General features: G+C 69.2%; 27 protein-coding genes. 13 read left to right on the top strand and 14 right to left on the bottom strand.

The annotated features are described in order from the left end of the window. Positions 1-4: 4 nt before the first annotated feature. Genes ACFVWL_RS06530 through ACFVWL_RS06500 form a run of 7 tightly spaced genes read right to left on the bottom strand, consistent with a single transcriptional unit; the run spans position 5 to position 6,142 of the window. Positions 5-541, bottom strand: coding sequence for a 3-hydroxyanthranilate 3,4-dioxygenase (locus ACFVWL_RS06530; RefSeq protein ID WP_105526600.1), 537 nt, complete (start codon positions 539-541; stop codon positions 5-7). Next, positions 538-1,017, bottom strand: coding sequence for a RidA family protein (locus ACFVWL_RS06525; RefSeq protein ID WP_387180044.1), 480 nt, complete (start codon positions 1,015-1,017; stop codon positions 538-540). The genes ACFVWL_RS06530 and ACFVWL_RS06525 overlap by 4 nt, the downstream gene beginning before the upstream one ends. After that, positions 1,014-1,835 carry a 2-keto-4-pentenoate hydratase gene (locus ACFVWL_RS06520; RefSeq protein ID WP_387180043.1) on the bottom strand — a complete coding sequence of 274 codons (822 nt, stop codon included), beginning with the start codon at positions 1,833-1,835 and terminating at the stop codon, positions 1,014-1,016. Before ACFVWL_RS06520 ends, ACFVWL_RS06525 begins: the two co-directional genes overlap by 4 nt. Then, positions 1,832-2,869: a 4-hydroxy-2-oxovalerate aldolase gene (gene dmpG / locus ACFVWL_RS06515; RefSeq protein WP_387180042.1), complete on the bottom strand. Its 1,038-nt coding sequence runs from the start codon at positions 2,867-2,869 to the stop codon at positions 1,832-1,834. The genes ACFVWL_RS06520 and dmpG overlap by 4 nt, the downstream gene beginning before the upstream one ends. After that, a complete protein-coding gene (locus ACFVWL_RS06510; protein WP_387180041.1) occupies positions 2,866-3,804 on the bottom strand; it encodes an acetaldehyde dehydrogenase (acetylating) in 939 nt (312 codons plus the stop codon). The genes dmpG and ACFVWL_RS06510 overlap by 4 nt, the downstream gene beginning before the upstream one ends. Beyond that, complete coding sequence (locus tag ACFVWL_RS06505; RefSeq protein WP_387180040.1) at positions 3,801-4,616, bottom strand: 2-keto-4-pentenoate hydratase; 816 nt, start codon at positions 4,614-4,616, stop codon at positions 3,801-3,803. Before ACFVWL_RS06505 ends, ACFVWL_RS06510 begins: the two co-directional genes overlap by 4 nt. Positions 4,617-4,633: 17 nt before the next feature. Next, on the bottom strand, positions 4,634-6,142 hold the full coding sequence (locus ACFVWL_RS06500) for a 2-hydroxymuconic semialdehyde dehydrogenase (protein WP_387180038.1): 1,509 nt from the start codon (positions 6,140-6,142) through the stop codon (positions 4,634-4,636). Positions 6,143-6,225: 83 nt separating this feature from the next. On the opposite strand from ACFVWL_RS06500, the gene ACFVWL_RS06495 reads away from it, so the two are divergent. From ACFVWL_RS06495 to ACFVWL_RS06470, 6 genes are all read left to right on the top strand, one after another. After that, positions 6,226-7,191 carry a LysR substrate-binding domain-containing protein gene (locus ACFVWL_RS06495; RefSeq protein WP_387180036.1) on the top strand — a complete coding sequence of 322 codons (966 nt, stop codon included), beginning with the start codon at positions 6,226-6,228 and terminating at the stop codon, positions 7,189-7,191. Positions 7,192-7,315: 124 nt separating this feature from the next. After that, on the top strand, positions 7,316-8,929 hold the full coding sequence (locus ACFVWL_RS06490) for an LVIVD repeat-containing protein (RefSeq protein ID WP_387180033.1): 1,614 nt from the start codon (positions 7,316-7,318) through the stop codon (positions 8,927-8,929). A gap of 97 nt (positions 8,930-9,026) precedes the next feature. Beyond that, complete coding sequence (locus ACFVWL_RS06485) at positions 9,027-10,517, top strand: DHA2 family efflux MFS transporter permease subunit (protein WP_387180030.1); 1,491 nt, start codon at positions 9,027-9,029, stop codon at positions 10,515-10,517. A 56-nt stretch (positions 10,518-10,573) separates the two neighbouring features. Further along, positions 10,574-11,698, top strand: coding sequence for an ABC transporter ATP-binding protein (locus ACFVWL_RS06480; RefSeq protein WP_387180027.1), 1,125 nt, complete (start codon positions 10,574-10,576; stop codon positions 11,696-11,698). A 57-nt stretch (positions 11,699-11,755) separates the two neighbouring features. Further along, positions 11,756-12,916, top strand: coding sequence for an ABC transporter substrate-binding protein (locus ACFVWL_RS06475; RefSeq protein WP_387180024.1), 1,161 nt, complete (start codon positions 11,756-11,758; stop codon positions 12,914-12,916). A 47-nt stretch (positions 12,917-12,963) separates the two neighbouring features. Continuing rightward, complete coding sequence (locus ACFVWL_RS06470; RefSeq protein WP_387180021.1) at positions 12,964-14,793, top strand: ABC transporter permease; 1,830 nt, start codon at positions 12,964-12,966, stop codon at positions 14,791-14,793. 36 nt (positions 14,794-14,829) lie between these two features. Here the strand turns inward: ACFVWL_RS06470 and ACFVWL_RS06465 are convergent, their stop codons facing one another. The 4 genes from ACFVWL_RS06465 to ACFVWL_RS06450 are packed head-to-tail and all read right to left on the bottom strand — an operon-like array spanning position 14,830 to position 17,172. Further along, positions 14,830-15,114, bottom strand: coding sequence for a WXG100 family type VII secretion target (locus ACFVWL_RS06465; protein ID WP_387180020.1), 285 nt, complete (start codon positions 15,112-15,114; stop codon positions 14,830-14,832). Next, entirely contained in the window at positions 15,111-15,599 is a 489-nt protein-coding gene (locus ACFVWL_RS06460; protein WP_387180017.1) for a hypothetical protein, read from the bottom strand. Before ACFVWL_RS06460 ends, ACFVWL_RS06465 begins: the two co-directional genes overlap by 4 nt. Next, positions 15,596-16,882 (bottom strand): putative T7SS-secreted protein, encoded by a 1,287-nt coding sequence (locus ACFVWL_RS06455; RefSeq protein ID WP_387180016.1) that lies wholly within the window; start codon positions 16,880-16,882, stop codon positions 15,596-15,598. Before ACFVWL_RS06455 ends, ACFVWL_RS06460 begins: the two co-directional genes overlap by 4 nt. Further along, complete coding sequence (locus ACFVWL_RS06450; RefSeq protein WP_387180014.1) at positions 16,882-17,172, bottom strand: hypothetical protein; 291 nt, start codon at positions 17,170-17,172, stop codon at positions 16,882-16,884. The genes ACFVWL_RS06455 and ACFVWL_RS06450 overlap by 1 nt, the downstream gene beginning before the upstream one ends. Before the next feature lie 216 nt (positions 17,173-17,388). On the opposite strand from ACFVWL_RS06450, the gene ACFVWL_RS06445 reads away from it, so the two are divergent. From ACFVWL_RS06445 to ACFVWL_RS06415, 7 genes are all read left to right on the top strand, one after another. Beyond that, positions 17,389-17,793 (top strand): hypothetical protein, encoded by a 405-nt coding sequence (locus ACFVWL_RS06445; protein WP_387180011.1) that lies wholly within the window; start codon positions 17,389-17,391, stop codon positions 17,791-17,793. A gap of 397 nt (positions 17,794-18,190) precedes the next feature. Next, positions 18,191-19,183, top strand: coding sequence for a TIGR03557 family F420-dependent LLM class oxidoreductase (locus tag ACFVWL_RS06440; protein WP_387180008.1), 993 nt, complete (start codon positions 18,191-18,193; stop codon positions 19,181-19,183). Continuing rightward, a complete protein-coding gene (gene cofE / locus ACFVWL_RS06435; RefSeq protein WP_387180006.1) occupies positions 19,180-19,995 on the top strand; it encodes a coenzyme F420-0:L-glutamate ligase in 816 nt (271 codons plus the stop codon). The genes ACFVWL_RS06440 and cofE overlap by 4 nt, the downstream gene beginning before the upstream one ends. Continuing rightward, the gene (gene fgd, locus ACFVWL_RS06430; RefSeq protein WP_387180003.1) at positions 19,992-21,044 is read left to right on the top strand and encodes a glucose-6-phosphate dehydrogenase (coenzyme-F420); all 1,053 of its coding nucleotides are present in this window, start codon (positions 19,992-19,994) and stop codon (positions 21,042-21,044) included. Before cofE ends, fgd begins: the two co-directional genes overlap by 4 nt. Before the next feature lie 10 nt (positions 21,045-21,054). Then, positions 21,055-21,726 carry a 2-phospho-L-lactate guanylyltransferase gene (gene cofC / locus ACFVWL_RS06425; protein WP_387180001.1) on the top strand — a complete coding sequence of 224 codons (672 nt, stop codon included), beginning with the start codon at positions 21,055-21,057 and terminating at the stop codon, positions 21,724-21,726. Next, a complete protein-coding gene (gene cofD / locus ACFVWL_RS06420; protein ID WP_387179999.1) occupies positions 21,723-22,769 on the top strand; it encodes a 2-phospho-L-lactate transferase in 1,047 nt (348 codons plus the stop codon). Before cofC ends, cofD begins: the two co-directional genes overlap by 4 nt. A 149-nt stretch (positions 22,770-22,918) precedes the next feature. Next, positions 22,919-23,383 (top strand): hypothetical protein, encoded by a 465-nt coding sequence (locus ACFVWL_RS06415; protein ID WP_387179996.1) that lies wholly within the window; start codon positions 22,919-22,921, stop codon positions 23,381-23,383. 36 nt (positions 23,384-23,419) lie between these two features. Here ACFVWL_RS06415 and ACFVWL_RS06410 read toward each other — a convergent pair whose 3' ends face one another. Genes ACFVWL_RS06410 through ACFVWL_RS06400 form a run of 3 tightly spaced genes read right to left on the bottom strand, consistent with a single transcriptional unit; the run spans position 23,420 to position 26,276 of the window. Beyond that, complete coding sequence (locus ACFVWL_RS06410) at positions 23,420-24,229, bottom strand: ABC transporter ATP-binding protein (protein WP_387179994.1); 810 nt, start codon at positions 24,227-24,229, stop codon at positions 23,420-23,422. Next, on the bottom strand, positions 24,226-25,299 hold the full coding sequence (locus ACFVWL_RS06405; protein ID WP_387179992.1) for a putative F420-0 ABC transporter permease subunit: 1,074 nt from the start codon (positions 25,297-25,299) through the stop codon (positions 24,226-24,228). Before ACFVWL_RS06405 ends, ACFVWL_RS06410 begins: the two co-directional genes overlap by 4 nt. Then, the gene (locus tag ACFVWL_RS06400) at positions 25,296-26,276 is read right to left on the bottom strand and encodes a putative F420-0 ABC transporter substrate-binding protein (RefSeq protein ID WP_387179990.1); all 981 of its coding nucleotides are present in this window, start codon (positions 26,274-26,276) and stop codon (positions 25,296-25,298) included. The genes ACFVWL_RS06405 and ACFVWL_RS06400 overlap by 4 nt, the downstream gene beginning before the upstream one ends. Positions 26,277-26,406: the final 130 nt, after the last annotated feature.

The raw sequence follows: 26,406 nt of genomic DNA, 5'->3' as shown, positions 1-26,406 counted from the left end.
GGTTTCAGCCCTTGCCGGGGTGGACGGCGCCGCACTCGGGGCAGGTGCGCCCCTCTTCGCTCTCGTAGAAGTCGCGGAACACCGGCGGCAGATCTTCGACGATGTCGCGCACCTGCAGCTCGACCTCGTGCACCTTGGCGTTGCAGTTCGGGCAGAACCAGGCGAACTTCTCGAGCGTGCCCTCTTCACGGATGCGCTCGATCACGATGCCGATGGAGCCCTCTTCCGGGCGCTGCGGGGAGTGGAACACGTTGCCGGGCAGCAGCCACATCTCGCCCTCGCGGATGTCGATGCGCTGCAGACCGTCGGGCGTCTGGATGTTCACGTGCATGTTGCCGCGGTACTGGTAGAACCACTCCTCATATGGGTCGAAGTGGAAGTCGGTGCGCTGGTTCGGGCCGCCGACGACCTGCACGATGAAGTCGCCCATGGGCGTCCAGGCGGCCTTGTTGTTGACCGGTGGCTTGAGGAGATGCTCGTTCTCCTTGATCCATGCCGGGAAATCGATCACGGGTGGGATGACGGGTGCGATGGTGCTCATTTCTCCTCCTCGAGAGTGGCAGTGGTGTTGTTGTCAGCGGTGTTGCGGTCGGTGGTGGCTTCCGGGCGTCGTGCGACCGCCTGGATCTCGATGCGCAGGTGCGGATGCGGCAGGGCGTGCACGGCGACCGTGGTGCGGGCCGGCCCCTGCTCGTCGAAGTACTCGGCCCAGACGGCGTTGTACGCGGCGAAGTCGTTCATGTCGACGAGGAAGCTCGTCGCCTGCACCAGGTCGTCGAGGTCGCACCCGGCGGCGGCGAGCACCGCGCGGATGTTCTCGATGACCGCGCGGGTCTGCACCGCGATATCAAGCCTCGTCGCCCCGAACTCATCGACCTCGGCGCCGGCGATGGTGTTGTCGGGTCGTCGGCTCGACGTGCCCGAGACGAAGACCAGGTCGCCGGAGACCTTGGCGTGCGGGAAGCGGCCGCGGGGCGTGGCTTTGCCCTCGACGAGGATGCCTCGTGATTCGGTCATCGTGTTCCCCCCGGGATGAGGCTGTCCGCCCCGTCGTGCGTGCGGATGCTGACACGGCCCAGCCCGGTGATCGTCGCCTCGACCAGGCCGTTGTCGGGCAGGGGGACGGCGGCGGTCGCGGCCCCGGCGAGCAGCACCGTGCCGGCGCGGAGGGTGAACCCGTGGCGGGCGGCGAGCCGTGCGGCTGCGGCGATGGCACGACCGGGGTCGCCGAGGATCGCGGCGGTGGAGCCGGTGGCAGCTACTCGGCCGTCGACCTCGAGCCGGACCGCGCGGTTGTCGGGCGTACCGGCCCGGTCGAACGGGGTCCACGGCCCGATCACGTAGCCGGCTGCCGAGGTGTTGTCGGCCACGACATCGGAGAGGCTGAAGCGGAAGTCGCGGTACCGCGAGTCGATGATCTCCAGCGCAGGAGCGACCGCGGCGACGAGCTCAGACAGCGGGCGATCGGCTCCGGCGCCGTTGACATCCGTGCCGTCGATGTCGGATGCCAGGAGGTACGCGACCTCGGGCTCGATGCGCGGGTGGATGGCCGACCGGCGGTCGAACACCGCACCGTCGTCGAGGCGCATGGCATCGGTCAGGGTGCCGATGATCACATCGTGCACGCCCATCTGCTGCGCCTTCGCCTGACTCGTGAAGCCGAGCTTGAGGCCCGTGATGCGCTCGCCGCGGGCGACTCGGCGGGCGATCAGCGCATGCTGCGTGGCGTACGCGGTGTCGAGACCGACCTCCTCCGTGGAGGAGAGCTGGCTGATGGCGGTCGCGGTGCGCTGCGCGGTGTCGAGCGCGGCGGCGAACACGGCATCGGCGGTCATGCGGTCACCTCGATCGAGCGGGCGGCGACGAGGTCGAGGGCGACGTCGACGATCATGTCCTCCTGGCCGCCCACCATGCGGCGGCGTCGCAACTCCACGAGGATGTCACGGGCATCGAGGCCGTGCTTCTCCGCCGCGCGCTCGGCGTGCAGCAGGAAGCTCGAGTACACCCCCGCGTAGCCGAGCGTGAGAGTCTCGCGGTCGACGCGGACCGGGCGGCGCTGCAGCGGACGCACCAGCTCCTCCGCCGCATCCTGCAACGCGAACAGGTCGCAGCCGTGCTCCCAGCCGAGCAGGTCGGCCACCGCGATGAACGCCTCGATCGGGCAGTTGCCCGCCCCCGCGCCCTGCCCTGCGAGCGAGGCATCGACCCGGTACACGCCGTGCTCGACGGCCGTGACGCTGTTGGCGACGCTCAGCGAGAGGTTCTCGTGGGCGTGGATGCCGATCTGCGTGCCGGGGTCGAGCACGTCGCGGTAGGCGTCGACGCGGTCGGCGACGTCGCGCATCGTGAGGCGTCCGCCCGAGTCGGTGACGTACACGCAGTGCGCTCCGGCCGCCTCCATGATCTTCGCCTGCTCCGCGAGACCGCGCGGGTCGTTCAGGTGGCTCATCATCAGGAACCCCGAGACGTCCATGCCGTGCTCGCGCGCCCAGGTGATGTGCTGGATCGCCACGTCGGCCTCGGTGCAGTGCGTTGCGACCCGCACGCTCGCGACACCGAGGTCACGGGCCCGGGCGAGGTCGTCGATCGTGCCGATGCCGGGCAGGATCAGGGTGGTCAGGACGGCACGGTCGAGCACCTCGGCCGCCGCCTCGATCCACTGCCAGTCGGTGTGCGCGCCCTGGCCGTAGGCCACGCTCGAACCGCCGAGGCCGTCGCCGTGCGCGACCTCGATGGCATCCACGCCCGCGGCCTCGAGAGCACGCGCGATGTCGCGGACCTGGTCGGTCGTGTAACCGTGGCCGATGGCGTGCATGCCGTCGCGGAGGGTGACGTCCTGCACGTAGACGCGCGGAGATGCAGTGGTCATGCGGGAACCCCTGTCCGTTCGGCGACGAGTCTCTCGGCCGTGCGCAGGGCGGCCGAGGTCATGATGTCGAGATTGCCCGCGTACTCCGGAAGATAGTGGCCGGCGCCCGCCACTTCCAGCAGGACGGTCACGCGCGTGCCGCGGAACGGCCGGTCGAGAGCGGGCACGTAGGCCTCGTCGACCGCGTCGAACTGCACCTGCTGCTTGAGGCGGTAGCCGCCGACGTAGGCCTGCACGTCGGCGACCATGTCGGCGACCGAGGCGCTGACGGCGTCGCGATCCAGTGCGTCGGGATCGCCCTCGACGAGGCAGAACACGGTGTCGCGCATGATGAGCGGCGGGTCGGCCGGGTTGAGCACGATGATCGCCTTGCCGTGGTCGGCGCCGCCGATCACCTCCAGCGCGCGGGCGGTGGTCTCGGTGAACTCGTCGATGTTGGCCCTGGTGCCGGGACCTGCGGACTTCGAGGCGATCGAGGCGACGATCTCGGCGTAGGCCACCGGGGCGACGCGCGACACCGCGGCGACCATCGGCACCGTGGCCTGACCGCCGCACGTCACCATGTTCACGTTGGTCGCACCGAGGTGCGCTTCGAGGTTCACGACCGGCACGACGTAGGGGCCGATCGCCGCGGGGGTCAGATCGACCATGATGCGCCCGGCGTCGCGCACGAGTGCGTCGTTGCGGGCATGGGCTCCCGCCGAGGTCGCATCGAACACGAGCTCGACGTCGGCGAACTCGGGCATCGCGATCAGGCCGTCCACGCCTTCGTGGGTCGTGGCCACACCGAGCCGGCGCGCGCGGGCGAGCCCGTCGGAGTGCTCGTCGATGCCGGCCATCGCGACCACGTGCAGCGTGGTCGAGAGCCGCTTCACCTTGATGAGCAGGTCGGTGCCGATGTTGCCCGACCCGATGATGGCGATGCCGACGGTCATGCCGCTGCCCCTTCCGATGACGTGCGTGATGCTGTTCCGGATGCGGCGCCGAAGAAGTCGGCACGCACCTCGCCGAGACCGTCGAGTCGGGCGCGGTACACCCCGGCGGTCGCGTCGACCATGGGGCCGAGGGCTCCGGAGAGGATCACCTCGCCGGCGCGCAGCGGCTGCCCGCGGCGGGCGACCTCGCGAGCCAGCCAGGCGACCGCGATCACGGGACTGCCGAGGCACGCGGCACCCGACCCGGTCGAGACCGGGCGGCCCTCGCGGTCGAGGGTCATGCCGAGTGCGGTCAGGTCGAACCCGTCGAGGCCTCGAGGCGTGGTGCCGAGCACGACCGCCCCGCTCGAGGCGTTGTCGGCGATGGTGTCGGTGATGCGGATGTCCCACTCGGCCACGCGGGAGTCGACGACCTCGATGGCGGGCAGCACGAACTCCGTGGCCCGGATCACATCGGCGACGTGCGTGGTGGGGGAGTCGAGGTCGCTGCCCAGGACGAAGGCGACCTCGGCCTCGGCGCGCGGTTGCAGGAAGCGGGCGAGGTCGATCGGCTCACGGTCGGCGAACATCATGTCGTCGAGCAGTACGCCGTAGTCGGGGCTGTCGACGCCGAGCTGCGTCTGCACGGCGGGCGAGGTGAGACCGATCTTGCGGCCGACCACCCGTCGCCCTTCGTCCAGGCGCCGGGCGATGCCGAGCGACTGCACCGCGTACGCGGCATCCTGATCCGTCTCGCCGAGCAGGTCGCGCACCGGCGCACACGGAAGGCCGGACTCGGCCGCGAGCCGAAGCCGTTCGTCTGCCAAGCGCACGGAATCCTGGATGCCGGTCACAGCTGCACGCACACGTTCGTCGGCTCGGTGTAGAACTCGAGCGAGTGATGCCCGCCCTCGCGGCCGATGCCCGAGAGCCCGACACCGCCGAAGGGGCTCCGCAGGTCGCGCAGATACCAGGTGTTGACCCACGACATGCCGGTGCGCATCTGCTGCGCCACGCGGTGGCCGCGGGTGAGGTCGGTGGTCCAGGTGACGGCGGCGAGCCCGTAGTCGGTGTCGTTCGCCAGTCGGATCGCCTCCTCCTCGGTGTCGAACGGGATGAGCGCTGCGACCGGACCGAACACCTCTTCGCGCACGGTGCGGTGGCTGTTGTCGAGGCCCGTCCACAGGGTCGGCTCGATCCAGGATCCGCCGTCGAGTCCGTCGCCGAGGGTGGGGATGCCACCGCCGGCGAGCACGGTCGCACCCTCCGCGACGGCGAGGTCGAAGTAGGAGCGGACCTTGTCGCGGTGCGCCTGCGAGATGAGGGGCCCGGTGGTCGTGGCCGGGTCTTCCGGGCGGCCCAGTCGCAGACGGGCGGCGTGCTCGGCGAGGCCGGCTGCGACATCGTCGAAGACCGCGCGCTCGACGTAGATGCGCTCGGTGCACAGGCACACCTGGCCGGTGTTGAGATACGTGGAGCGGGCGAGGCCGGCGATGGCGGAGTCGAGGTCGGCGTCCGCGAACACGAGCGCGGCGTTCTTGCCGCCGAGCTCGAATGAGACCGGGCGCACGCGCGGGGCGACCGCCCGCATGATGGCCGAGCCGGTGGACGATTCGCCGGTGAAGGTGACCCCGTCGATGCCCGGGTGCTTCGTGAGTGCCTCGCCTGCGGAGTCGGCGCCGAAACCGTGCACGACGTTGACGACGCCGGCCGGCACCCCCGCCTCGGCGAGGATCTCGGCGAGCAGCGTGGCCGACGAGGGCGTCTCCTCCGAGGGCTTGATCACGACCGTGTTCCCGGTGGCGAGGGCCGGAGCGAGCTTCCAGGTGAGCAGCAGCAGCGGGAGGTTCCACGGCACGATCACGGCGACGACCCCGAGCGGCTTGCGCACGGCGTAGTTCAGGGCGCGGCGGCCGTCGGGCAGCTCGGTCAGGAAAGAGTCGAGTCCGGCCGTGGAGACCGTGTCGGCGAAGGAGCGGAAGTTCGCGGCGGCCCGGGCCACATCGAGGTCGCGGGCGAGAGCCTCGGGCTTGCCGGTGTCGCCCACCTCGGCCGCGACGAGCTCGTCGGAACGGCGGTCGATCGCGTCGGCGACCCCGCGCAGCAGACGGGCGCGTTCGGGGACCGTCATCCGTCCCCACGGTCCGTCGAACGCCGCGCGGGCAGCGGCCACGGCGCGGTCGACCTGCTCGGTGCCGGCTTCGTGCACCTCGGCGATGATCGACCCGTCGATCGGACTGATCTTCTGGAAGGTGGCGATGCCCTCCACGCGCTCGCCGGCGATCATGTTGTGGATCGCGCGGGGCGCCCGCTCCGGCTCGGCGGCACGGAGGGGAGGCGTCATCGTCTCGGAAGGCATGGGCTCAGGCTAGGAAGGTTCGAGGGATGCCGACAAATACTCTCTTGATGCACTGCCATGCCCATACGGCTATAGTCCGGAACATGGTCACCGATCGACTGCTCGACGGCCGGGTCAAGATCCGCCACCTCGTCCTCGTCACCGCCATCGCCGACGAAGGCACCTTGGTGCGCGCCGCCGAGTCGCTGCACATCACCCAGCCCGTCGTCACCCGCGGCCTCCGCGAGGTCGAAGACGTCTTGGGCGTCCCGCTGTTCGAGCGGCTGCCGCGCGGGGTGCGCCCCACGCAGTACGGGCATTCGTTCATCGAGCGCGCACGATCCGTCCTCGCCGAGCTGCGTGCTGCGGGGGAGGAGGTGCGGCTGCTGCAGTCCGGCCAGCTCGGCACCGTCACGGTCGGCACGCACCTCGCAGGCTCCAACCTGCTGCTGCCGCGCGCCATCGCCGCGCTGAAGGCCGAGCATCCGCGGCTCACCGTCGTCGTCCGCGAGGGCACGCCCGACACGTTGCAACAGCTGCTGCTCGCCGGCGACCTCGACCTCACGGTGGGGCGCCTCTCACCCACGGCGCCCGTGCGACTCGAGCAGGAGCGACTGCACCTGGAGCCGATCCGTCTGGTCGCCCGCGCCGGGCATCCGGTGCTCGGGGGCGTCAAGGCGAACTCCCTCGCCGAGCTGATCAGCTACCCGTGGATCTTTCCGGTCGCGCAGACGGCGCTCCGGGCCGAGCTCGAGGCTGTCTTCTTCCACGAGGGGTTGCCGTTGCCGCCCGACCGGGTCGAGTGCACCTCGATGCTGACGCTGCGCACTCTGCTGATCTCGACCGATGTGATCGCGGCGCTGCCGATGTTCATCGCCGTCGACGATCGCGAGCTGCGGATCCTCCCCACGCCGCTGAGCTCCATCCGCCGTTCGGTCGGTGTGACGGTGCCGAAGGACCGGGCGCCGTCGCCCGCGGCATCCGCGCTGCTGGCTCATCTGCGCGAAGAGGGTGCTCGCCTGGCGGAGCTCGAGCGGGAGTATGCGCAGACGGAACCGCGCTTCGCCTGATATGCCCGAATGGTCATGGCTCTGACCCGTATGGATATTGGACAGCATCGCTTCCACAGGACGAACCTGATGAGAACGACACGACGTCGTGACGATCTCACCCGATTCAGCCAATGGAGGCGACATGGCCGGCTCTCCCTACGTGCCCGATGCGAAGAAGTACCGTCCGGAGGATTTCCAGCGTGTCGAGGGTGAACCGGCCGATCCCGATCCCTCCAGTTGGGGCATGCAGCCCGACGGCACCTTCCTGCCGCCGGCGCACACGCCGTCCGTTCCCCGCGACGTCTTCATCGACTGGCCGGGGCAGCTCGACTACCGCGACCCCGAGACCTACGTGCTCAACGCGAAGGCCGAGGCGTTCTATCCGATCGTCGTGAACACCAGTCACTCATGGCAGTGCATCTACGACTGGGACGGACGCCGCCTCATGCTGCACTACGGCGGCGGCAACCACTGGAAGCTCTACGACATCACCGACCCGCGCGACCTCACCATCGTCGACGAGGAGCAGTGGGGCTGGGACGACCCCCGTCCGCAGTTCGGCGCCACTACGGTGCAGTGGAACCAGAAGCTCGGAAAGCACATCGCCATCCAGGCGAGCGAGACCCCGCGGTACTTCCTCAAGGGGCGCGTCGCCAACAAGTGGATCGACGACACCGTCGAGGGGCAGCTCAAGGAGTGGGAGGGCCTGCGCGGCTTCCGCACCTGGGAGATGAACGGCCCCAGCCCCCGCGACTGGACGCTCCTCACCGAGGTCTCGACCGACCCGAACCACGGACCGGACGAGATCCAGGAGGGCAACGGCGTGCTCGACCTGCCGGTCTACTACGGCGACAAGTACCTGTTCGTGGCGACCGCGCCCGACAACACGTTCACCAACCAGCCGTACAAGACCACGCTGTGGACGGCGGGCCACGCGGCCTATGACGTGTCGGACCCTGCGAAGCCCGAGCTGCTCTCGAACTGGTGGGTGCCCGGATCCCGTGCCGGCGAGGAGGCGGACTCCGAGTACCTCGCCGACAACGAGCGCTGGAACAACAAGACCTCGTGGTTCGGCTCGCGCATGGGCATCTACATGCCGCGCTCGGTCGAGTCAGGGTGGAAGTACGGCTACGCCGCCCAGGGCGGTCAGGGCTTCTTCGTGCTCGACGTGTCCGACCCCACGAACATCAACCACGTCGGCTGGTGCCACCTCCCGGTCAGCGTCGCCGGCACCGAGGGCGACAACGTCGACACCACTCAGGTGGAGGAGACGGGATACGTCTACGTCTCGGGCTACCCGATGAACACCGACTGCTACGAGCCGGCCAAGGAGATCTACCAGATCGACGTGAGCGACCCGACGAACCCGCGGGTCGTGCGGACGCTTCCCCGCCCGACGCCGCCGGCAGAGGCCGCGTTCACCGATTGGGCGCAGCGCCGCGGATCGTTCGGTCCCAAGCGCTCCGGCTACTTCACCAACACGGGCACACCGCACGGCGGAGTCATCCCCTACGCGTTCTACGCCGCTGGTCTGCAGATCTTCGATGTGCGCGACCCCGAAAACCCCAAGGTCGGCGCGTACTTCGTTCCGCCGATCGGCCTCAAAGACGACGATGACCTCGCCGCCCCCGTGCACGGCATCTTCGTCGAGTGGGATCGGAACGTGATCTGGCTCTTCGCCAACCACGGCATCTACGCGGTCTCGACTCCGCTGCTGGGAGAACCCGTCGTCGGCATCCCCACCGCAGGCGCCTGACCGCTTCCCGGAAACTCCGGTGTCCGTCCTCCACATAAGGGGCTGAGTGGACGGACACCGGCTCCCGACCCATGACGATCCCTCCCGAAAGCGATCCATGACTCAGACAGTTAGGCCCTGGCCGGCCCTGTGGGCGCTGTGCATCGGCTTCTTCATGATCCTCGTCGACACGACGATCGTGGCGATCGCCAACCCGGTCATCCTCGCGGCGTTCGACGCCGACCTGACCACGGTGATCTGGGTCACCAGCGCCTACCTGCTCGCCTATGCGGTCCCGCTGCTGGTGACCGGCAGACTCGGCGACCGGTTCGGCCCCAAGCGGGTCTATCTCGTGGGTCTCGTGCTGTTCACGCTCGCCTCGCTCGCGTGCGGACTGGCCGGCAGCATCGAGATGCTCATCACGGCTCGCGCCGTGCAGGGCTTCGGCGCCGCTCTGATGACGCCGCAGACCATGGCGATCATCGCGCGGGTCTTCCCGCCTCGCGGTCGCGGTCAGGCCATGGGGGCGTGGGGTGCGGTCGGAGGGCTGGCGACGCTCGTCGGTCCGATCCTCGGCGGCGTGCTCACCGACACGGTGGGCTGGGAGTGGATCTTCTTCGTCAACGTGCCCGTCGGGATCGTCGCCTTCGTGGTCGCCTGGCGTCTGGTGCCGGACCTGGAAGGACACCCGCATCGCTTCGACTGGATCGGCGTCGCTCTGTCGGGGCTCGGCCTGTTCCTGCTGGTGTTCGGCATCCAGGAGGGCGAGGTCTACGACTGGGGGGTGATGTTCGGCCCGGTCACGGTCTGGGGCGTCATCGTCATAGGCGTCGTGCTGCTGGTGCTCTTCGTCGTGTGGCAGCGATTCAATCGCGCAGAGCCCCTCATGCCCCTCAGCCTGTTCCGCGACCGCAATTTCTCGGTCGCGAACGCCACGATCTTCCTCGTCGGTGTCGGCATCACGGCGATGCCCGTGCCGCTCGCCTTCTACTTCCAGATCGCCCGTGGCCTCGACCCGACGCTCGCCGCTCTGATGCTCGCACCGATGGCGGTCGTCTCGGGTGTGCTCGGGCCGTTCGTCGGCAAGCTGAGCGACCGGATCGGCCCGCGGTGGGTGACCTTCGCCGCCTTCGTCATCTCGGCTGTGGCCATGGCCTGGTACGCGGCGGCGATGACGCTCGATGCCCCCTTCTGGCTGCTGCTGCTCCCCTCCGCTCTGCTGGGGGTCGGGGTGTCCGGCATGTTCGGCCCGCTCGCGTCGACCGCCACGCGCAATCTCCCGCACACGCAGGCGGGAGCGGGATCGGGCGTGTACTCCACGACCAGGCAGATGGGATCGGTGATCGGATCGGCGCTGCTGGCCGTGCTGATGAATGTGACGCTCGCCGCGCACATCACCGGCTTCGTGCCAGGGGCGATCCACCCGGGGAGCGAGCTGTCGGCGAAGGACGGCAGCGGGCTGGCCGCGGCCATGTCGCAGTCGCTCCTGCTTTCGGCCATCGCCTTCGCGGTGTGCGCGGTCGTCGTGGTGTTCTTCGAGAAGCCGCGACCCTGGGGTGCGCCGGCCGCCCCGCAGACGGTGGGCTCTGTTGTGAGAGAGGAACGATGATGGCGGCGATCGCAGTGGATCCAACATCCAGAACGAAGAAGGACGAGAGGACTCCGATGACGGTGAGCTCCGGAGGCGGACGACTGGTCGTCGACGCCCTGAAGAAGGACTACGAGCTCGACGGCGCGGCGGTTCCCGTCGTCAAGGACGTGACCTTCACGATCGAGCCCGGGACGTTCTACTCGCTCCTCGGCCCGTCGGGATGCGGCAAGACGACCACCCTGCGCTGCGTTGCCGGCCTCGAGCGGAGCAACGGCGGTGTCATCTCGCTCGACGGCGGAGTGCTGTCGACCGGCACCGAGCACGTGTCGCCCGACAAGCGCGACATCGGCATGGTGTTCCAGAACTACGCGATCTGGCCGCACATGACGGTGTTCGCCAACGCGATCTTCCCGCTGCAGGTCGCGGGTTCGAAGCTTCCGAAGCAGGAGGCGCGCAAGCGGGCGATGGAGGCGCTCGAGCTCGTGCAGCTCGACCACCTCGCGCAGCGCCCCGCCACCGCGCTGTCGGGTGGACAGCAGCAGCGCCTCGCTCTCGCCCGCGCCCTCGCCCATCGCCCGCGACTGCTGCTCCTCGACGAGCCGCTGTCGAACCTCGACGCCAAGTTGCGCGACACCATGCGCAACGAGCTGCGGAGCCTGCAGCGCACCCTCGGCATCAGTGCCCTGTACGTCACGCACGATCAGTCCGAGGCGCTGTCGATGTCGGACCGGGTGGCCGTGATGAACGAGGGGCGGATCGTGCAGGAGGCCACGCCCCGCGAACTCTACGACCAGCCCGCAGACCGGTTCGTGGCGAACTTCGTGGGCCGCGCGAACATGATCCCCGCCGTGGTGATCGACCGCGATGGCGCCGGTGACGCGGTGGTCGAGGCGCTCGGCACCCGGCTGCAGACACCCGTGCCCGACGACGTCTCGGCGGGCGACCAGGTCACGCTCACCTTCCGGCCCGAGACCGTGCGCTGGCACGAGACCGCGGTCGATCGCCCGAACGTGCTTCCCGTGCGCATCGTGCGGGTGGAGTTCCTCGGCGAGATCGTCGAGTACGAGGCCGAAGTGCTCACCGAGGGCGAGACGGTCGCCACGATCGTCGGCCGCGGAGCACCGCTGGCGACACCCCCCGAGGGCGGCAGGGTCTTCCTCGAACTGGTCCCGCACGCCTGCCGCGTGCTGGGCGCCTGATCCACCCCGCACCACACCCGCAATCACACACCTGATGTCAGAGAGGACATTCAGATCATGAAGAGAACACTGGGAGCAGTCGCCATCACGGCGGTCTTCGCGCTCGCCTTGACCGGATGCAACACGTCGACCGATGCCGGCGGCGGGGATAGCGCACTCAAGGGCGACGCCGCCTCGGCCGCCTGCGACGCCGTGGAGATCGGAGCGATCACCCGCTGCGAGAACTTCTACGACGACTACTGGCCCGAGATCGACAAGCAGCTCGACACTCTCTACGAAGAGGCGAAGAAGGCCGACGGCGGCACGCTGGTCATCTGGGACTGGTACGAGCTGTCGCCCGACGTGATCGAGCAGTTCAACAAGCGCTTCCCCGATATCAAGGTCGAGACCAGGGGCCTCACCTACAACCTGTCGTCGGCGATCATCTCAGCCAAGGCCACGGGTTCGCGCAACACCGACGTGGTGTCGGGCTCGATCACCTCGATGGCCGCCATGTACGACGAGGGCTTCTGGGAGGAGGTCGACTGGGAGAGCTTCGGCGTTCCGAAGGAGTTCCTCGACATCGGTGCCCCCGAGCTCATGCCCGACAGCATCAACGGCACGCTCATCCAGTACAACACCGACAAGGTCGAGTCGGTGCCGGAGACGCTCGACGGGCTGCTGGCCCCCGAGTATAAGGACAAGGTGTCGGTCGCCGGCTACAACGCGGTGGTCTTCGCCGGATACGGCATGGCCGAGGGCGAAGACAAGATGGTCTCGCTGATCGACGAGCTCATGTCGTCTGGCAACCTGAAGCTGCTGGAAGACCAGGGCGCTCCGCTGTCGAGCGGTGACGTGCCGATCGCGCTGAACCAGACGCTGTTCAACCCGAACCCCGCGCTGCAGGTCTCGCCGTTCGAGCACGCGGGGGTCTGGGCGCAGTTCTCCGGAGTGAACTCCGACGCCAAGAACAAGCCGGGTGCGGCGCTGTGGACCCTGTGGAACGCGTTCGACCCCGACTGGATCACACTGCGCATGACCGACGAGCGCTTCGCGAGCACCCAGGTGCCGTTCGCAGGTCTTCCGGCCGCGACGTTCGCCGAGTCCACCGGGCTCATGAAGACGAACTCCGACGCACTGCTGCTCGGCCTCGACAACGGGGCCGAGACCGAGACGCAGGCCACTCGTGACGACTGGCAGGCCATGATCAACGCCGCCGACAAGGCGCTGAACGGATAACGATGTTCAAGGCAGGACGGACCACGGGGCGAAAGCGTCCCACCACGATGACGATCGCGATGATCGTCTCGGGCGCGGTCATCTTCATCCTTCTCGCGGTACCGCTGATCGTCCAGGTGATCACCGCGTTCCGTGGTCCGTTCCTGCCCTTCGGCGTCTCATCGGCGAAGTGGGGTGTCGAGAACTTCGTCACCCTGTGGCAGCTGCGTGAAGACTTCTGGGGAGTGCTCGGCGCGACCGGTGCCTTCGTCGGCGGCTCCACGCTGCTCACGCTCCTGATGGCATTCGGCCTCGCCTGGGTCACGGTGCGCACGGACGCCCCGTGGCGTCGCCTCATCTCCGTGCTGGTGATCGTGCCGTACATCATCCCGCCGATCGTGAAGGCGCAGGCCTACCTGCTGATGCTGTCGCCCGAGTCGGGCGTGCTCAACCAGATGCTGCGACTGCTGCCGTTCGCCAGTGACGTGCCGATCGACCCGTACGCGTTCCCGACCATGATCTTCATCCAGGCGCTCACGAACGTCACGTTCCCGTACCTGATGATCGTGCCGATCCTGACGAACATGGACGGCTCGCTCGAGGAGTCCGCGCGGGTGTCCGGCGCCTCGTGGCCGCAGACCCTGCGCCGCGTGACGCTGCCGATGCTGTGGCCGGGCCTGCTCGGAGTGACCGTGCTGACCTTCATCCTCGGCCTCGGCAGCCTCGAGGTGCCACTGCTGTTCGGCCAGGAGTCGGGGCGAGACATCTTCGCCCTCAAGCTCTGGACGCTCATCAGCTCCAACGCGGGCGAACTGCCGCAGTACGGCCTGGCCGCCGCGTGGGGGCTGGTGTTCCTCGTGATCACGACCATCGCCTTCGCGGTCTATCTGCGGGCCACGCGCAACGCCGAGCGACGAGCCTCGGTGTCGGGCAAGGGGTTCCGGCCGTCGACCATGCGGATGGGGCCGTGGAAGATCCCGGTCATGCTGCCGGTCGCCGTGTTCATCCTGCTCACCGGCATCCTTCCGCTTCTGGCGCTGCTGTGGGCGGCGATCACTCCCTATCCGGTGGCGTTCTCCTGGGATGCGATGCTCGGCAGCACCGACTTCGGAGCGTTCGGCACGGTGCTCGCCGACCCGGAGTTCTGGGTGTCGCTCGGGCGCACGGTCATCATCGCCGGCGGCAGCGCCACGATCGCGGTGGTCTTCGCCACCGTGCTCGCCTACGGCATCGCCCGCAGCAAGAAGACCGGCTGGGTGAAGGCCATGGACCTGTTCGCCTCGTCGTCGGTCGCGATCCCCGCGACCATCGCCGGCTTCGCGATGTTCCTCACCTTCATGGTGATCAACCCGTACATCCCGATCGCGGGCACGCTGCTGGCTCTCGTGATCGCGTACTCCTACCGGGTGTCGATCGCCTACCGCTCGTCGTACAGCGCGACGCTGCAGATCCGGCCCGAGCTGGAGGAGGCGGCGCTCACCAGCGGAGCGAGTCGGTTCGAGGGGTTCCGCCGCATCATCGCGCCGTTGCTGATGCCCACCGTGATGGCCGTGTGGATCCAGATGTTCATCCTCGGCACCAACGAGTTCACCCTCCCGGCGTTCCTCGCGACCCCGTCGTCTCGTCCGCTGTCGATGTACATCTACGCGATGATCAACCCGCGCTCGGCGCAGCTCTATGCACCGGATCAGGGTGCCGCGATGGCGCTCATCTTCACGCTCATGGTCTTCGCGATCGGCTATGGCCTGCAGTGGGCGCTGTCCCGCCGAGCGATCGGTCGGGCCCGCAAGCCCGTCGCCGCCGGTCTCCCCGACCTCGCTGCGGCCCCGGTGCCCGCCGGCGACTCGGCGACCGTGACCCTGGCCGTGCAGAAGCGGAAGCAGCAGCTCAGGAGGTGAGCGAGGCGCTCGAAGGTGGGCGCGGTGAGGAGTGCGTCAGGTCCACACGCCGGTCGCGGTGGCGGCTGTCTCCCCGGAGATCGCGTTGGCGGTGATGAGTCGGAGGGTGGCTTCGGCGAGTAGCGTCTTCATGTCGCAGATCGCGGCGGACCACTCCCGGTGGGCGCGCTCGTAGGCGTTCTGCGCGTCACCGGTCCACGTGTCCTTCAGCTGGGTCGCTGCGGCATCGAGGGCGTCGAGTTCGCGTTCGAGGCCACGCACGGTGAGGGCGAGCTGCGCGACCGTGGCGGCGACGGCATCGTGGTCGACGGCGACTCTCATCGTTCCTCGGATTCAGGCACGCTCATGTCGATTTCGCGGAGAGTGTACGGCTGCGCGACCTTGTCGGTGAGGAAGTACGTGTAGAAGATCACCGCGGCCTCGTCGGCGGTGAACACCTCGTTCGGGTAGACCGTCGTGCTGTAGCGTCCGTCGTCCCAGTGGATGACCTCGGTCGGCTCGCCCGAGAGGTCGCCGTCTGGCCGACCAATCGTGTACTGGTGCGGGGTGCCGTCTGGATCGAGATAGCGGACCTCGATCGTGAGTGCTTCCGCGGTTCCGGCGCACTGCATGTACTCGTCGCTGAACGGGATGCTCTCCAGCAGATCCGCACCCTCCGGCGCGCGCCACAAGCTCCATGCCCAGAACGAAGATCCGTTCATCCGATTCAACGCAAAACGAATCTCCTCCGGATAAGGGCGGAGGTCGTCGAGAAGAGCGCCCCGCGTGAAGCCGTTGATCTGGTCGATGTGTGTAGGTTTCGTCACGGTACTTCCTTCAATATCACTCGAACGATCTGAATCTTCTCGCCGTTGAGCATGGCAGTCGCTGGTCGCTCGACACTCAGCGTGCTGTCAAAACCCCTCTGCGCAGCATTTTGAGTGCCCCCGCCGCTCTTGACCTCGATCGCTGTGTAGGTCCCGTCAGCATTCCGGTAGAGCCCGTCGAAGTAGCGGTGTTGATCGGTCGAAGCTCCTGGTTGCCGGAACCCCTCGATGATCGCACGCACCTTGTCGCGGATGACGTCGACACCGAGCCTCTCCTCGACCTGGTCGAGACCGATCTTCTCGGTGTCGACCCAGGGCCGTTGGCCGTCGCCGTTGTACTGGCCGAGCGCGTTCCGTCCACCGTGGATGGGGTGCGGCGGCGGACCCTCGGTAGCGTTGCTGGCGGATTCGTTTGCCCACCTGCCGGCAGCATGTCCCGCTGCGGCGAGCCCGGCGGCGGCGACTCCCGCACCGGCCCAGGCCAGGCCGCCGCCGGGCACTGCACCGACACCGGTGACCGCGACCGCGCCCCCGCCGCCCATCATCACGCCGCCGCCGATCACCAGTGCGACCCCACCGAGGAGTTCGAGGATGATGTCGGGGTGCTCCCAGAGCGTCTGTGCCGACACCGCGAGCATGTCGAGCGTCGCCCGGAAGGGCCGGACAACGGCGACGTCGAACGCGACCGTCGTGATCGCGCGCCGCGCTTCGTCGCCTGCTTCCGCATCGGTCAGCGGCATCCGCGCAGCCGCCGCTGCTTCGTCCAGCCGGGTGGCGCAGTCACGGGCGAAGACCTCGAGTGTCATCCGCGCGTTGAACAGCACCTCCCGCGCCTCGTCGTGCGCAGCACCGGACGGATCGACGAACGGCACATCGACCTCGGGGTGCCGCAGCCCCTGACCCACACGCAGCTCCCGCATGGACGCGCGATGAGTGGCCAGCGCTGCCGCGGCCTGCTGTTCGGCCTCGTTCCAGAGAGTGATCGCCCGGTCGGCTTCCTCCTGCGCCCACTCCAACGCATCCGCCCACGTGAACAACGCATTCGCCCCGGCCCGAAGCCCCTCACCCGCGTCCTTCCAATGCAAGAGTTGCCGGTCGAACCGCTCCAGATAGGCGTCGTACGCGTCGCCCTTCCAGGTGCCGTCGTCATCCAGGCGGGCGAGGTCATCGTGCACCTGCGTTGCTGCTGCGCTGCGCGCCTTCCATGCCTCTGCGGTCGCTCGCACGTCGGACACCGACCCTGGGATGAGATCCGTCGGGGACTGCGTCTGTCCGAGTTCCATCAGTGATCCCAGATCATCGCGTCGACCTCGGCCTTCGCCGCGTCGGTGCCCTCTTCGAAGACCCGCGCGGTCGTCTCGAGCCGGTCCGCGAAGTCCTCGCCATCGGCGATCCGCGCCGTCAGCCCCGAGGACCACTTCGTGCCGAAGTCTGCTGCCGCAGCGACGATCCACTCATGCCCCGCATCGGCCGGCTCCGTGATCTCCGACGAGCCGAGGGCGACGACAGCTCGGCGTGCCTTGGTCGACATGGCGCGCAGCACATCGGTGTCGGTCTCGTAGTCCTGCGCCATCCTGCCCTCCGATGTGTCGCTGTCATCTTCATGACAGCAGCCCCAAAGGAGGACTATATGTCCTCAGATGAGGACTGACAACCCTTCAATAACGGACGGAACCTGCGGATGCGACGCGCTTGTCCGCCGAACGGGCGACAGACACGGCGCCCGCAAACGCCTAGTGTGCGTATGGTGCGACGTCCCTTTCGTCGCGTGCGGAAGAGGAGGGCGCGCATGCGCGTGAGGGCACCATCGGCCAAGGCGGGGATCGTCGTCGGAGCGCTGATCGTCCTGCCGATGATCGGGATCGTCCTCGCCGTGATGGACGTCTTCGTCGGCTATATCTGGTCGTTGCTGGCGGTCATCGCCCTGGTGGTCTTCACTGCGAGGGTGTTCCGTGGTCCCGGCGAGAGTCTGGAGCCCCGGCCGTGGTGGCGGATGACGACGACGGCTCTCTCCAGTGCGGTCCTCTCCGCCCTCTTCGTGATTCAGGCCGTCACGGGCCTCTTCCGAGCGGGCAGCACGCCGTTCCCGCTCGCCGTCATCCTCGGCGCACTGCTGGCGCTCGCGGTCGCCGGCGCCTACGCGCTCTCCGCGACCCGTCTCATCCGCGTCGAGAGGACACGGGCGACCTCTTGATTCGATGGCGAAGGCCCTTCGGGGGTGTGCTTCCCGGGGCTGTGGTGACAGAAGACTCCAGCTACGCCAACGGTTAGGCCCACCTCCCGCCGCACCTCACCCCGCACCTCACCCCGCACCCCACCCCGCACCCCACCCCGCGCCCCACCCCGCGCCTCCCGCCGCGCCCCGCCCCCGCGCCCCCGGCCCGCCTGGCATCGAGTGCACGGCTTCGCCTCGACCGCACGGCCTATTGACGCGAAGAAGCCGCGCACTCGGCGACATCCTGTGCACTCGACGCCACGCCACAGGCCGCCACGCCACAGGCCGCCACGCCACAGGCCATCACGCACATCTCTTGACTTTTGGATCCAGTATCCATTCAATGGAACCAGGAGAAGAGTGGTGAGGAGGCCGCATGCACATCGGGTATGCCGCGATGCTCGAGCAGGTCGAGCCGACCGCCGTGATCGAGAACTGCGTCCTCGCCGAGGCGCACGGGTTTCGCGGGATCATGGCCACCGACCATTTCCAGCCCTGGCTTCCTCGCCACCGCAACGCCGCACACGTCTGGACCATGCTCGGCGCGATCGGTGCGCACACCACCGGCGACCTGGGCCCCGGAGTCACGACGCCGGGCTACCGCACGCACCCCGCCGTGGTCGCTCAGGCCGCGGCGACACTGGCGACGCTCTACCCCGGCCGAACCTGGCTCGGTGTCGGATCGGGGGAGGCGCTGAACGAGCACATCGTCGGGGACTACTGGCCCGAACCCGCCGAGCGCATCGACCGCATGTTCGAGGCCGTCGACCTGATCCGCAAGCTCTTCACCGCCTCACTCGCCGGTCGCGACTCCCGCCACCGCGGCGAGCACTTCCGCATGGAGTCGACCCGCCTCTGGACGATGCCGCCCACCGCGCCGCCCGTCTACGTCGCCACCGCGGGTCCCGCCACCGCACGTCGAGCCGGCCGGAACGCCGACGGGCTGATCACGACCTCGGCCGAAGCGGAGCGCCTCGCCCCGCTGCTCGCGCGGTTCACCGAGGGGGCGCGGGAGGCGGGGCACGACCCCGAAACTCTCCCGAAGGTGCTCCAGCTGCGTCTCTCCTGGGCGCCGACCGAGGAGCAGGCTCTCGCCAACGCGCTGACCGAATGGCCGATCGCCGGACTCCGGATGCGCCGCGGCGACGTGCGCTCGCCGTACGACTTCGAGCAGCTCGTGCGCGGAGTGACGGCCGACGACATGCGGGCGTCGATGCTCATCTCCGCCGACCCCGACGTGCACCGCGCGCAGATCCAGAGCTACGTCGACCTCGGCTTCACCCGGATCTACTTGCACAACGTTGGACCCGATCAGCGGGAGTTCGTCGAGGTCTTCGGCCGCGACGTGCTCCCGAAGGTGCACGCATGAACGCCCCCGCGATCAGCGTCTTCGCCCTCACCGGCATGGGCGAAGTACAGCCCGGCGACGACCTCGTGGCCCTGATCCTCGCGACCGGCGTGGAGCTCGCCCACGGCGACATCCTCGTCGTCACCTCGAAGATCGTCTCCAAAGCCGAAGGGCGCTACGTGCAGGCCGCCGACCGAGAGGACGCGATCACCGCCGAGACCGTGCGCCTCGTCGCGTCGCGCACCTTCGACGGGCACACCATGCGCATCGTCGAGAACCGCCTGGGCATGGTCGCCGCGGCCGCCGGGGTCGACGCCAGCAACACCCCCGACGGCTGGGTGCTGCTGCTTCCGGAAGACCCCGACCGTTCGGCGCGTGCGCTCGCCGCAGGGCTGCGGGCCGCCACCGGGGCAGAGGTGGGCGTGATCCTCAGCGACACCCTCGGCCGCCCCTGGCGCGAAGGACAGACCGATGTGGCCATCGGCGGTGGCGGCGTGCGGATGATCGCCGACCTCCGCGGCACGACCGACCAGGCGGGCAAGGTGCTCAGCGTCACGACCCCGTGCGTCGCCGACGAGCTCGCCGCGGCAGCAGACCTCGTCAAGGGCAAGGCGAGCGGCAACCCGGTAGCCGTGGTGCGCGGTCGCGCCGACCTTGTCGGACCTCTCAGCCTGCCCGGAGCGTCGAGCATCGTGCGCGCCTCGGAGCGCGACCTGTTCTGGCTGGGCACCGCCGAAGCACTCGACCAGGGATACCGCGACGGATATGCCGCGGCCCTGGCAGACCTCCACACGCACGAACAGCCAGAACACGAACAGAAGGATGCGACATGACACTGACCCTCGGATACAAAGCCAGCGCGGAGCAGTTCGACCCGCGGGAGCTCGTCGAGATCTCGGTCGCGGCAGAGGCGCACGGCATGCAGTCCGTGTTCGCCAGCGATCACTTCCAACCCTGGCGGCACACCGGCGGGCATGCGCCGTTCTCGCTCACCTGGATGGCAGCGGTCGGCGAGCGCACGTCGAGCATCCGCATCGGCACCTCGGTGCTCACCCCGACCTTCCGCTACAACCCGGCCGTGCTCGCGCAGGCGTTCGCGAGCCTGGGCTGCCTGTACCAGGACCGCATCATCCTGGGTGTCGGATCGGGTGAGGCGCTGAACGAGATCGCGACCGGATTCCGCGGCGCGGGCGAGCAGGAGTGGCCCGAGTTCAAGGAGCGCTATGCGCGGCTGCGTGAGTCGGTGCGGCTGATGCGGGCACTGTGGTCAGGCGATCGGGTGAACTTCGACGGCGAGTACTACTCGACGCACGACGCCTCGATCTATGACCGCCCTGAGGGTGGCATCCCGATCTACATCGCCGCGGGCGGTCCGATGGTCGCACGCTACGCCGGCCGTGCGGGCGACGGCTTCATCTGCACCTCGGGCAAGGGCCAGGAGCTCTACGTCGACCAGCTGCTGCCCGCAGTGAAGGAGGGGCTCGAGCAGTCCGAGCGTTCCTTCGACAACTACGACCGGATGATCGAGATCAAGCTGTCGTACGAGGAGACCCGCGAGGCGGCGTTGGAGAACACCCGCTTCTGGTCGCCGCTGTCGCTCTCGAAGGAGCAGAAGCACGACATCACAGACCCTGTCGAGATGGAGAAGGCCGCCGATGCGCTGCCGCTGGAGACCATCGCGAAGCGCTGGATCGTCGGGAACGACCCGGATGCCGTGGCCGCCGAGATCCAGCAGTACATCGACTGGGGCTTCAACCACCTCGTCTTCCATGCGCCGGGCCACGACCAGCGTCGGTTCCTGCAGCTCTTCGAGCGCGACATCGCACCCCGGCTGCGCGACACCGCCGCCCTGCGCGACACTGCCGCCGCCCTGCGCGGCTGAGGAGAAGGACATGATCCGGGGTCCGGGAATCGGGGTGCCGCTGCCAGGCGCGCCCGCACGCGAGTGGATCGTGGTGATCCCGGTCAAGCGCGCCGAGATCGGCAAGTCGCGGCTGCGGATCCCCGGTGTCGAGCGCGAACCCCTCGCGCGGGCGATCGCGCTCGACACGGTCGAGGCTGCCGCGACGTGCGAGCGCGTCGCTGAGGTCATCGTCGTCACGAGCGACGAGGTCACCGCGACTGCTCTGCGTCTGCTGCCGAGGGTGCGCCTGGTGCGCGACCGCGGCGACGGACTGACCGCGGCGATCGGGCTCGGAGTGAATGCGGCACCCGACATGCGCCCGCGTGCCGTGATGCTCGGCGACCTCCCGGCGCTGCGTCCGGACGAGCTGGCCAGGGCGCTCGCCTTTGCCTCGTCGCATCCGCGGGCGTTCGTTCCGGATGCGGAAGGGACCGGCACCGTGCTCGCGACTGCTCGGTCGGGCTTCGACCTCACGCCGTGCTTCGGGCCTGACTCGGCCTCCGCGCATCGCGCAGCCGGGTTCGCCGAGGTCGGGTTCCCGGTGCTGAGTGGCCTCCGGCGCGACCTCGATCACGCCGAGCATCTCCGTGCCGCACGCCGCGCAGGTCTGGGCCCGCGCACCGCGGCGCTCGTCGACCGTCCGCTGGTACTCGCCTCATGACCGGTGTCTTAGACGTCGCTGCCGGTTCCCCGCGCATCGTCGTGCTGGCCGGTGGCGTCGGCGGCTCGAAGTTCGTGGTCGGTGTGCGCGAGGCCGCGCGACGACGATGGCCGGATGCGGCAGGAGGCACGCGCGCCGAGATCACGGTGATCGCCAACACCGGCGATGATCTGTGGCTCAGCGGCCTGCGGCTGCAACCCGACGTCGACTCGATGATCTACGCGCTCGCCGGCGTCAACGACACCGAACGCGGATGGGGCAGGGCGGGGGAGAGCGAGCGCGTCGCCGCCGAGCTGCACGCGTGGGGAGCCGGGTGGCCGTGGTTCACCCTGGGCGACCTCGACCTCGGTGCCCACATCGCCCGCACGGGGTGGCTTCGCGATGGCGCCTCGGTGACCGAGGTCGTCGACCGCCTCGCCTCCCGATGGCCGCTCGGGGTCGGACTGCTGCCCATGACGGATGCCGAGGTCGATACGCACGTGACCACCGCGCAGGGCCGGATGCACTTCCAGGAGTGGTGGACCCGGCACCGTGCAGCTCTTCCGGCACTGGGGTTCGACTGGCCCGGGATCGCGCAGTCCGAGCCCGCTCCCGGTGTGGTCGACGCGCTGGCCGCGGCGGATGTGATCCTGTTCGCCCCGTCGAACCCTGTGGTCTCGCTCGGGCCGATCCTCGCGGTCCCCGGCATCGCCGCTGCTGTCCGCGCCACGGCCGGAGCCGTGGTCGGGGTGTCGCCGATCATCGCCGGTGCTCCCGTGCGCGGCATGGCCGATGCCTGTCTCGCCGCCGTGGGTCTCCCTGCCGCAGCCGATGCGGTCGGACGGCACTACGGCGCGCGCTCCGCGGGCGGGTTGCTCGATGCCTGGCTCATCGCCGAGGAAGACGCATCGCTCGCCGAAGGCCTCGAGGCGACCGGACTGTGCGCGCCGGTGCGTCCGCTCTGGATGCGCGACCTCGACAGCGCCGCCGCGCTCGCCACCGCCGCTCTCGACTCCACCGCCGCCCTCGACTCCATTGCGCTGGGCGCGCACCAAAGGTCGTAGCCCGACGTCTCGAAAGACTGGCCGAAAGTTCTCAGGCTTTCGGCGTAATGACTGGGCCTTCCCGCTCGTCTCTCCACTGTGAGGGTTGTCCGGCCGAAAGGGGGTCGGGCTATGCGAGGGGTGAGGGAATCGTGAGTGGTCGAAGTCGTGTGGATCGACTCTTCGAAGAGTTGGAGGTCGAGTGCGGCGCGAGTGTGCAGTGCATCACGCAACGCGCGTCCGCCCTGCTGGGGCTGGACATCGAGGTCGAGGTACTGGACGAGGAGGAATGGAAGGTCGTGCCGCCGTTCGTGCTCGTCGACGGTGATCGCGCCACGATCCCGGTCCGTCGGTCGGATCCGCAGTGGTTCCGATTGCACGTGGTGATCCACGAGCTCGCGCATCTGCTGTGCGGACACGCGCGCTGTGACAGCCTGCCCATGACCTTCGACCAGCTGCGGAAGCCGGTGCAGGCCTGTGTTCTCGCGGGGGTGGGAGGGGGCGTCGGCTCCGCGGCGTTCGACGAATGTCGGGAGCGGGCGGATCAGGAGGCCGAGGCGGAAGCGCTCGCGCACCGCCTGGGCTCGTTCGTGCGCGTTCCGCAGTTCGCCTTCGCCGAGGTCGACGGAGGCTGAGCCCGACGCCGCCGGGGCTGGACTCGTCCGGCCGCGTCAGCGCGCGACAGCGTGCTCCGTGTCGAACACGATCAGCGGGCGATCGCTGCCCGGGCGGGTGAGCACCTCGGCGTCGACGCGCCAGACTCGGGCGATGAGCTCGCGAGTCAGCACGTTCTGGGGGGATCCCGCTGCCTGTACGTGGCCGTCGGCGACCACCACGACCCGGTCGGCGAAGGCTGCCGCGTGGTTCAGGTCGTGCAGCGCGGCGATCACGGTCATCCCGTCGCGAGCGAGGGAGCGGAGCAGCACGAGCGCGTCGAGCTGGGCGCGGATGTCGAGGTGGTTCGTCGGCTCGTCGCACAGCAGCAGCGTCGGGCGTTGAGCCAGGGCCCTCGCGAGGTTCACGCGCTGGCGCTCGCCGCCTGACAGGGTCGCGGCGTCGCGCTCCGCGAACTCGAATGCACCCGCACGCGTCAATGCCGCGTGCGTGGCGACGGCATCCGCCTCCTCGCCCTCGAACGACAGCCACCCCCGATGCGGCAGCAGCCCGAGGCCGACGATGTCGCGTCCGGTCATGCCCTCGGCCGCCGACCACTCCTGCTCGACCAGGGCCACCCGCTGTGCACGCTCTCGCCGCCGCATCGCCGTGAGCGACCCGCCGTCCAACTCGAGCGCGTCGGCCTCGCCGCGCAGAGTCCCGGCGATCAGGCGCAGCAGCGTGCTTTTGCCCGAGCCGTTGGGTCCGAGGAGCGCCGTCACCGCGCCGCCGGGAGCGGTGAGATGCATGCCGTCGATGATGAGACGGTCGCCGTGGCCGAAGCGGATGCGTCGGGCATCGAGGCCGCTTCCGTGCACCCCGGTCATGCGCGGCTCTTCCGCATGCGCAGCATCAACACCGCGAACACCGGTCCGCCGATCAGCGCTGTCACGATCCCGACCGGAAGCTCGCGCGGCTCGAAGACGGTGCGGGCGATGGTGTCGGCCCAGATGAGGAACACCGCGCCGGCGAGGAACGAGACCGGCAGCAGAGCGCGATGCCGGGCACCGACGACCGCACGAACCGCGTGCGGCAGGATCAGCCCGACGAAGCCGATCGACCCGCTCACGGCGACGAGCGCTCCGGTCAGCAGAGCTGTGCACACGAAGAGCAGCACCCGCAGCCGGGTCACCGGGATTCCCAGCGCCTCGGCCGCGGTGTCACCGAGCACGAGGCTGTCGAGCGGTCGGGCCGAAGCCAGCAGCGGGATGGCGCAGACGACCACGGCGACCCCGGCCAGTGCCGCATCCGCCCAGTCCGCACCGCCGAGCGAGCCGAGCAGCCAGCTGAGGATCTCGCGGTAGCTGTCGTTCGTCGCACTCCAGAAGATCACGAGGCTGGTCAACGCGGCGAGCACGGCCGAGACGGCGAGACCGGCAAGCACCACCGCGGTCGATCCTGCGGAACCGGCGGCGCGGGCCAGGCCCAGCGTGAGCGCCAGGGCGAGCAGCGCACCCGCGAAGGCCGCGAACGGCAGTGCCACCGCGGCTCCGAGCACGATGACGATCACGGCGCCGGTCGAGGCGCCGGAGGAGAGTCCGAGCAGGTACGGGTCGGCGAGCGGGTTGCGGGTGAGAGCCTGCATCACCGCGCCGCACAGGGCCAGGCCGCCTCCGACCGCGGCAGCCGTGAGCACGCGGGGCACCCGTCCCTCCCAGATGATCGCGTCGCGCAGGGGTGTGAGTCCGCTGGAGGCTCCGGTGAGATGCGACCACACGCTCGCCACGAGTTCGGTCGGGGTGATGTCGGCCGGTCCGATCGCGACGGCCGCGACCACACTGCCCGCGAGCGCGAGCAGCAGCACCGCGATCGCCGAAGCGGTGCGCCGCCGTCGCGCGCGGGGAACGGATGCCGAGGCGGCTGGGAGCGTCGTCCGCAGCGGGACCGTGACGCTCACTGCTCTCCGAGCTGCGCCACGATCGACTCCACGGCCTTCACGTTGCGGATGCCTGCTTCGGTCGCGGGGAAGTCGACGAGCACGAACCGCTGGTTCTTCACGGCGTCGAGCTGCGCGGTGACCGGGTTCGAGGTGAGCAGCGCGATCTTCGACGCGGCGGTGTTCCACGCGGCATCCACCAGCACGATCACGTCGGGGTCGGCGTCGGCGATCAGCTCCCACGAGCTCGACGTCCAGGTGTCGTGCACGTCGGCGAAGACGTTGTCGAGCCCGGCCGCCGACATGATCATCTCCGGAGCTCCGATGCCCGCGCCCACGAACGGCTGGTCGGTGCCGGATGAGTACCAGACCGCCGTGAGGCCGCGGTCGTCGGGGGCGATCCCGTCGAGCTCCTCGCGCTGCTGTGCGATCAGGGTGCTCGCCGCGTCCTCCTCGCCGAGCAGCTCGCCCGCCTCGGCGAACCCGCCGAAGACCGTGTCGAACGTGAGCGGGTCGGGCATGTACCCGGGCGCCTTGCACGCGGCGGGCGCGACATAGGTGGTGATGCCGAGCTGCTCCAGGTCGGCGCGTTCGCCGGCGCCGTCGACCGAGAAGTTCGACTCCCACCCGGCGAACACCAGGTCGGGCTCGAGTTCGAGCACGGCCTCCTTCGACGGCACCTTGTCGGAGACGACCGGGATGTCTTCGGCGTCTGCCGCGAGGTCTTCGGGCAGCGGACCGTCGGAGAACGCGGATCCGATGATCCGGTCCCCGGCGCCGAGCGCCAACGCGAGTTCGAGAGTCGACGACTTCACGGTGAGGATGCGCTGCGGCGGGGAATCGACCGAGACCTCGGTCCCGCAGTTGTCGAGTACGACGGGTTTCGGATCGGCGGCAGCGGCGGGAGCTGCCGGCGCACCGGCGCATCCGCTCAATCCGGCGGCGAGGAGGAGCGCGAGGACGGGGGCGGCGCCGAGGGCGCGGGCGGTGGCAGGCATGGTTCTCCGGAAGACGAGGAAGGGGAAGGGCGCACGAGAGAGCGCGTTCGCAGTCCAGGTCGGGACCACCGGCGTCGGCCAATCGGACCGACGTGATGGGGTCATGGTAGCGCGGATACTGGATCCAAAT

It is taken from the genome of Microbacterium sp. NPDC058269 (assembly GCF_042881445.1).
GTDB lineage: Bacteria > Actinomycetota > Actinomycetes > Actinomycetales > Microbacteriaceae > Microbacterium.
Note: the sequence above shows the minus strand (reverse complement) of the source record. Positions and strands in the feature narration are given on the sequence as shown.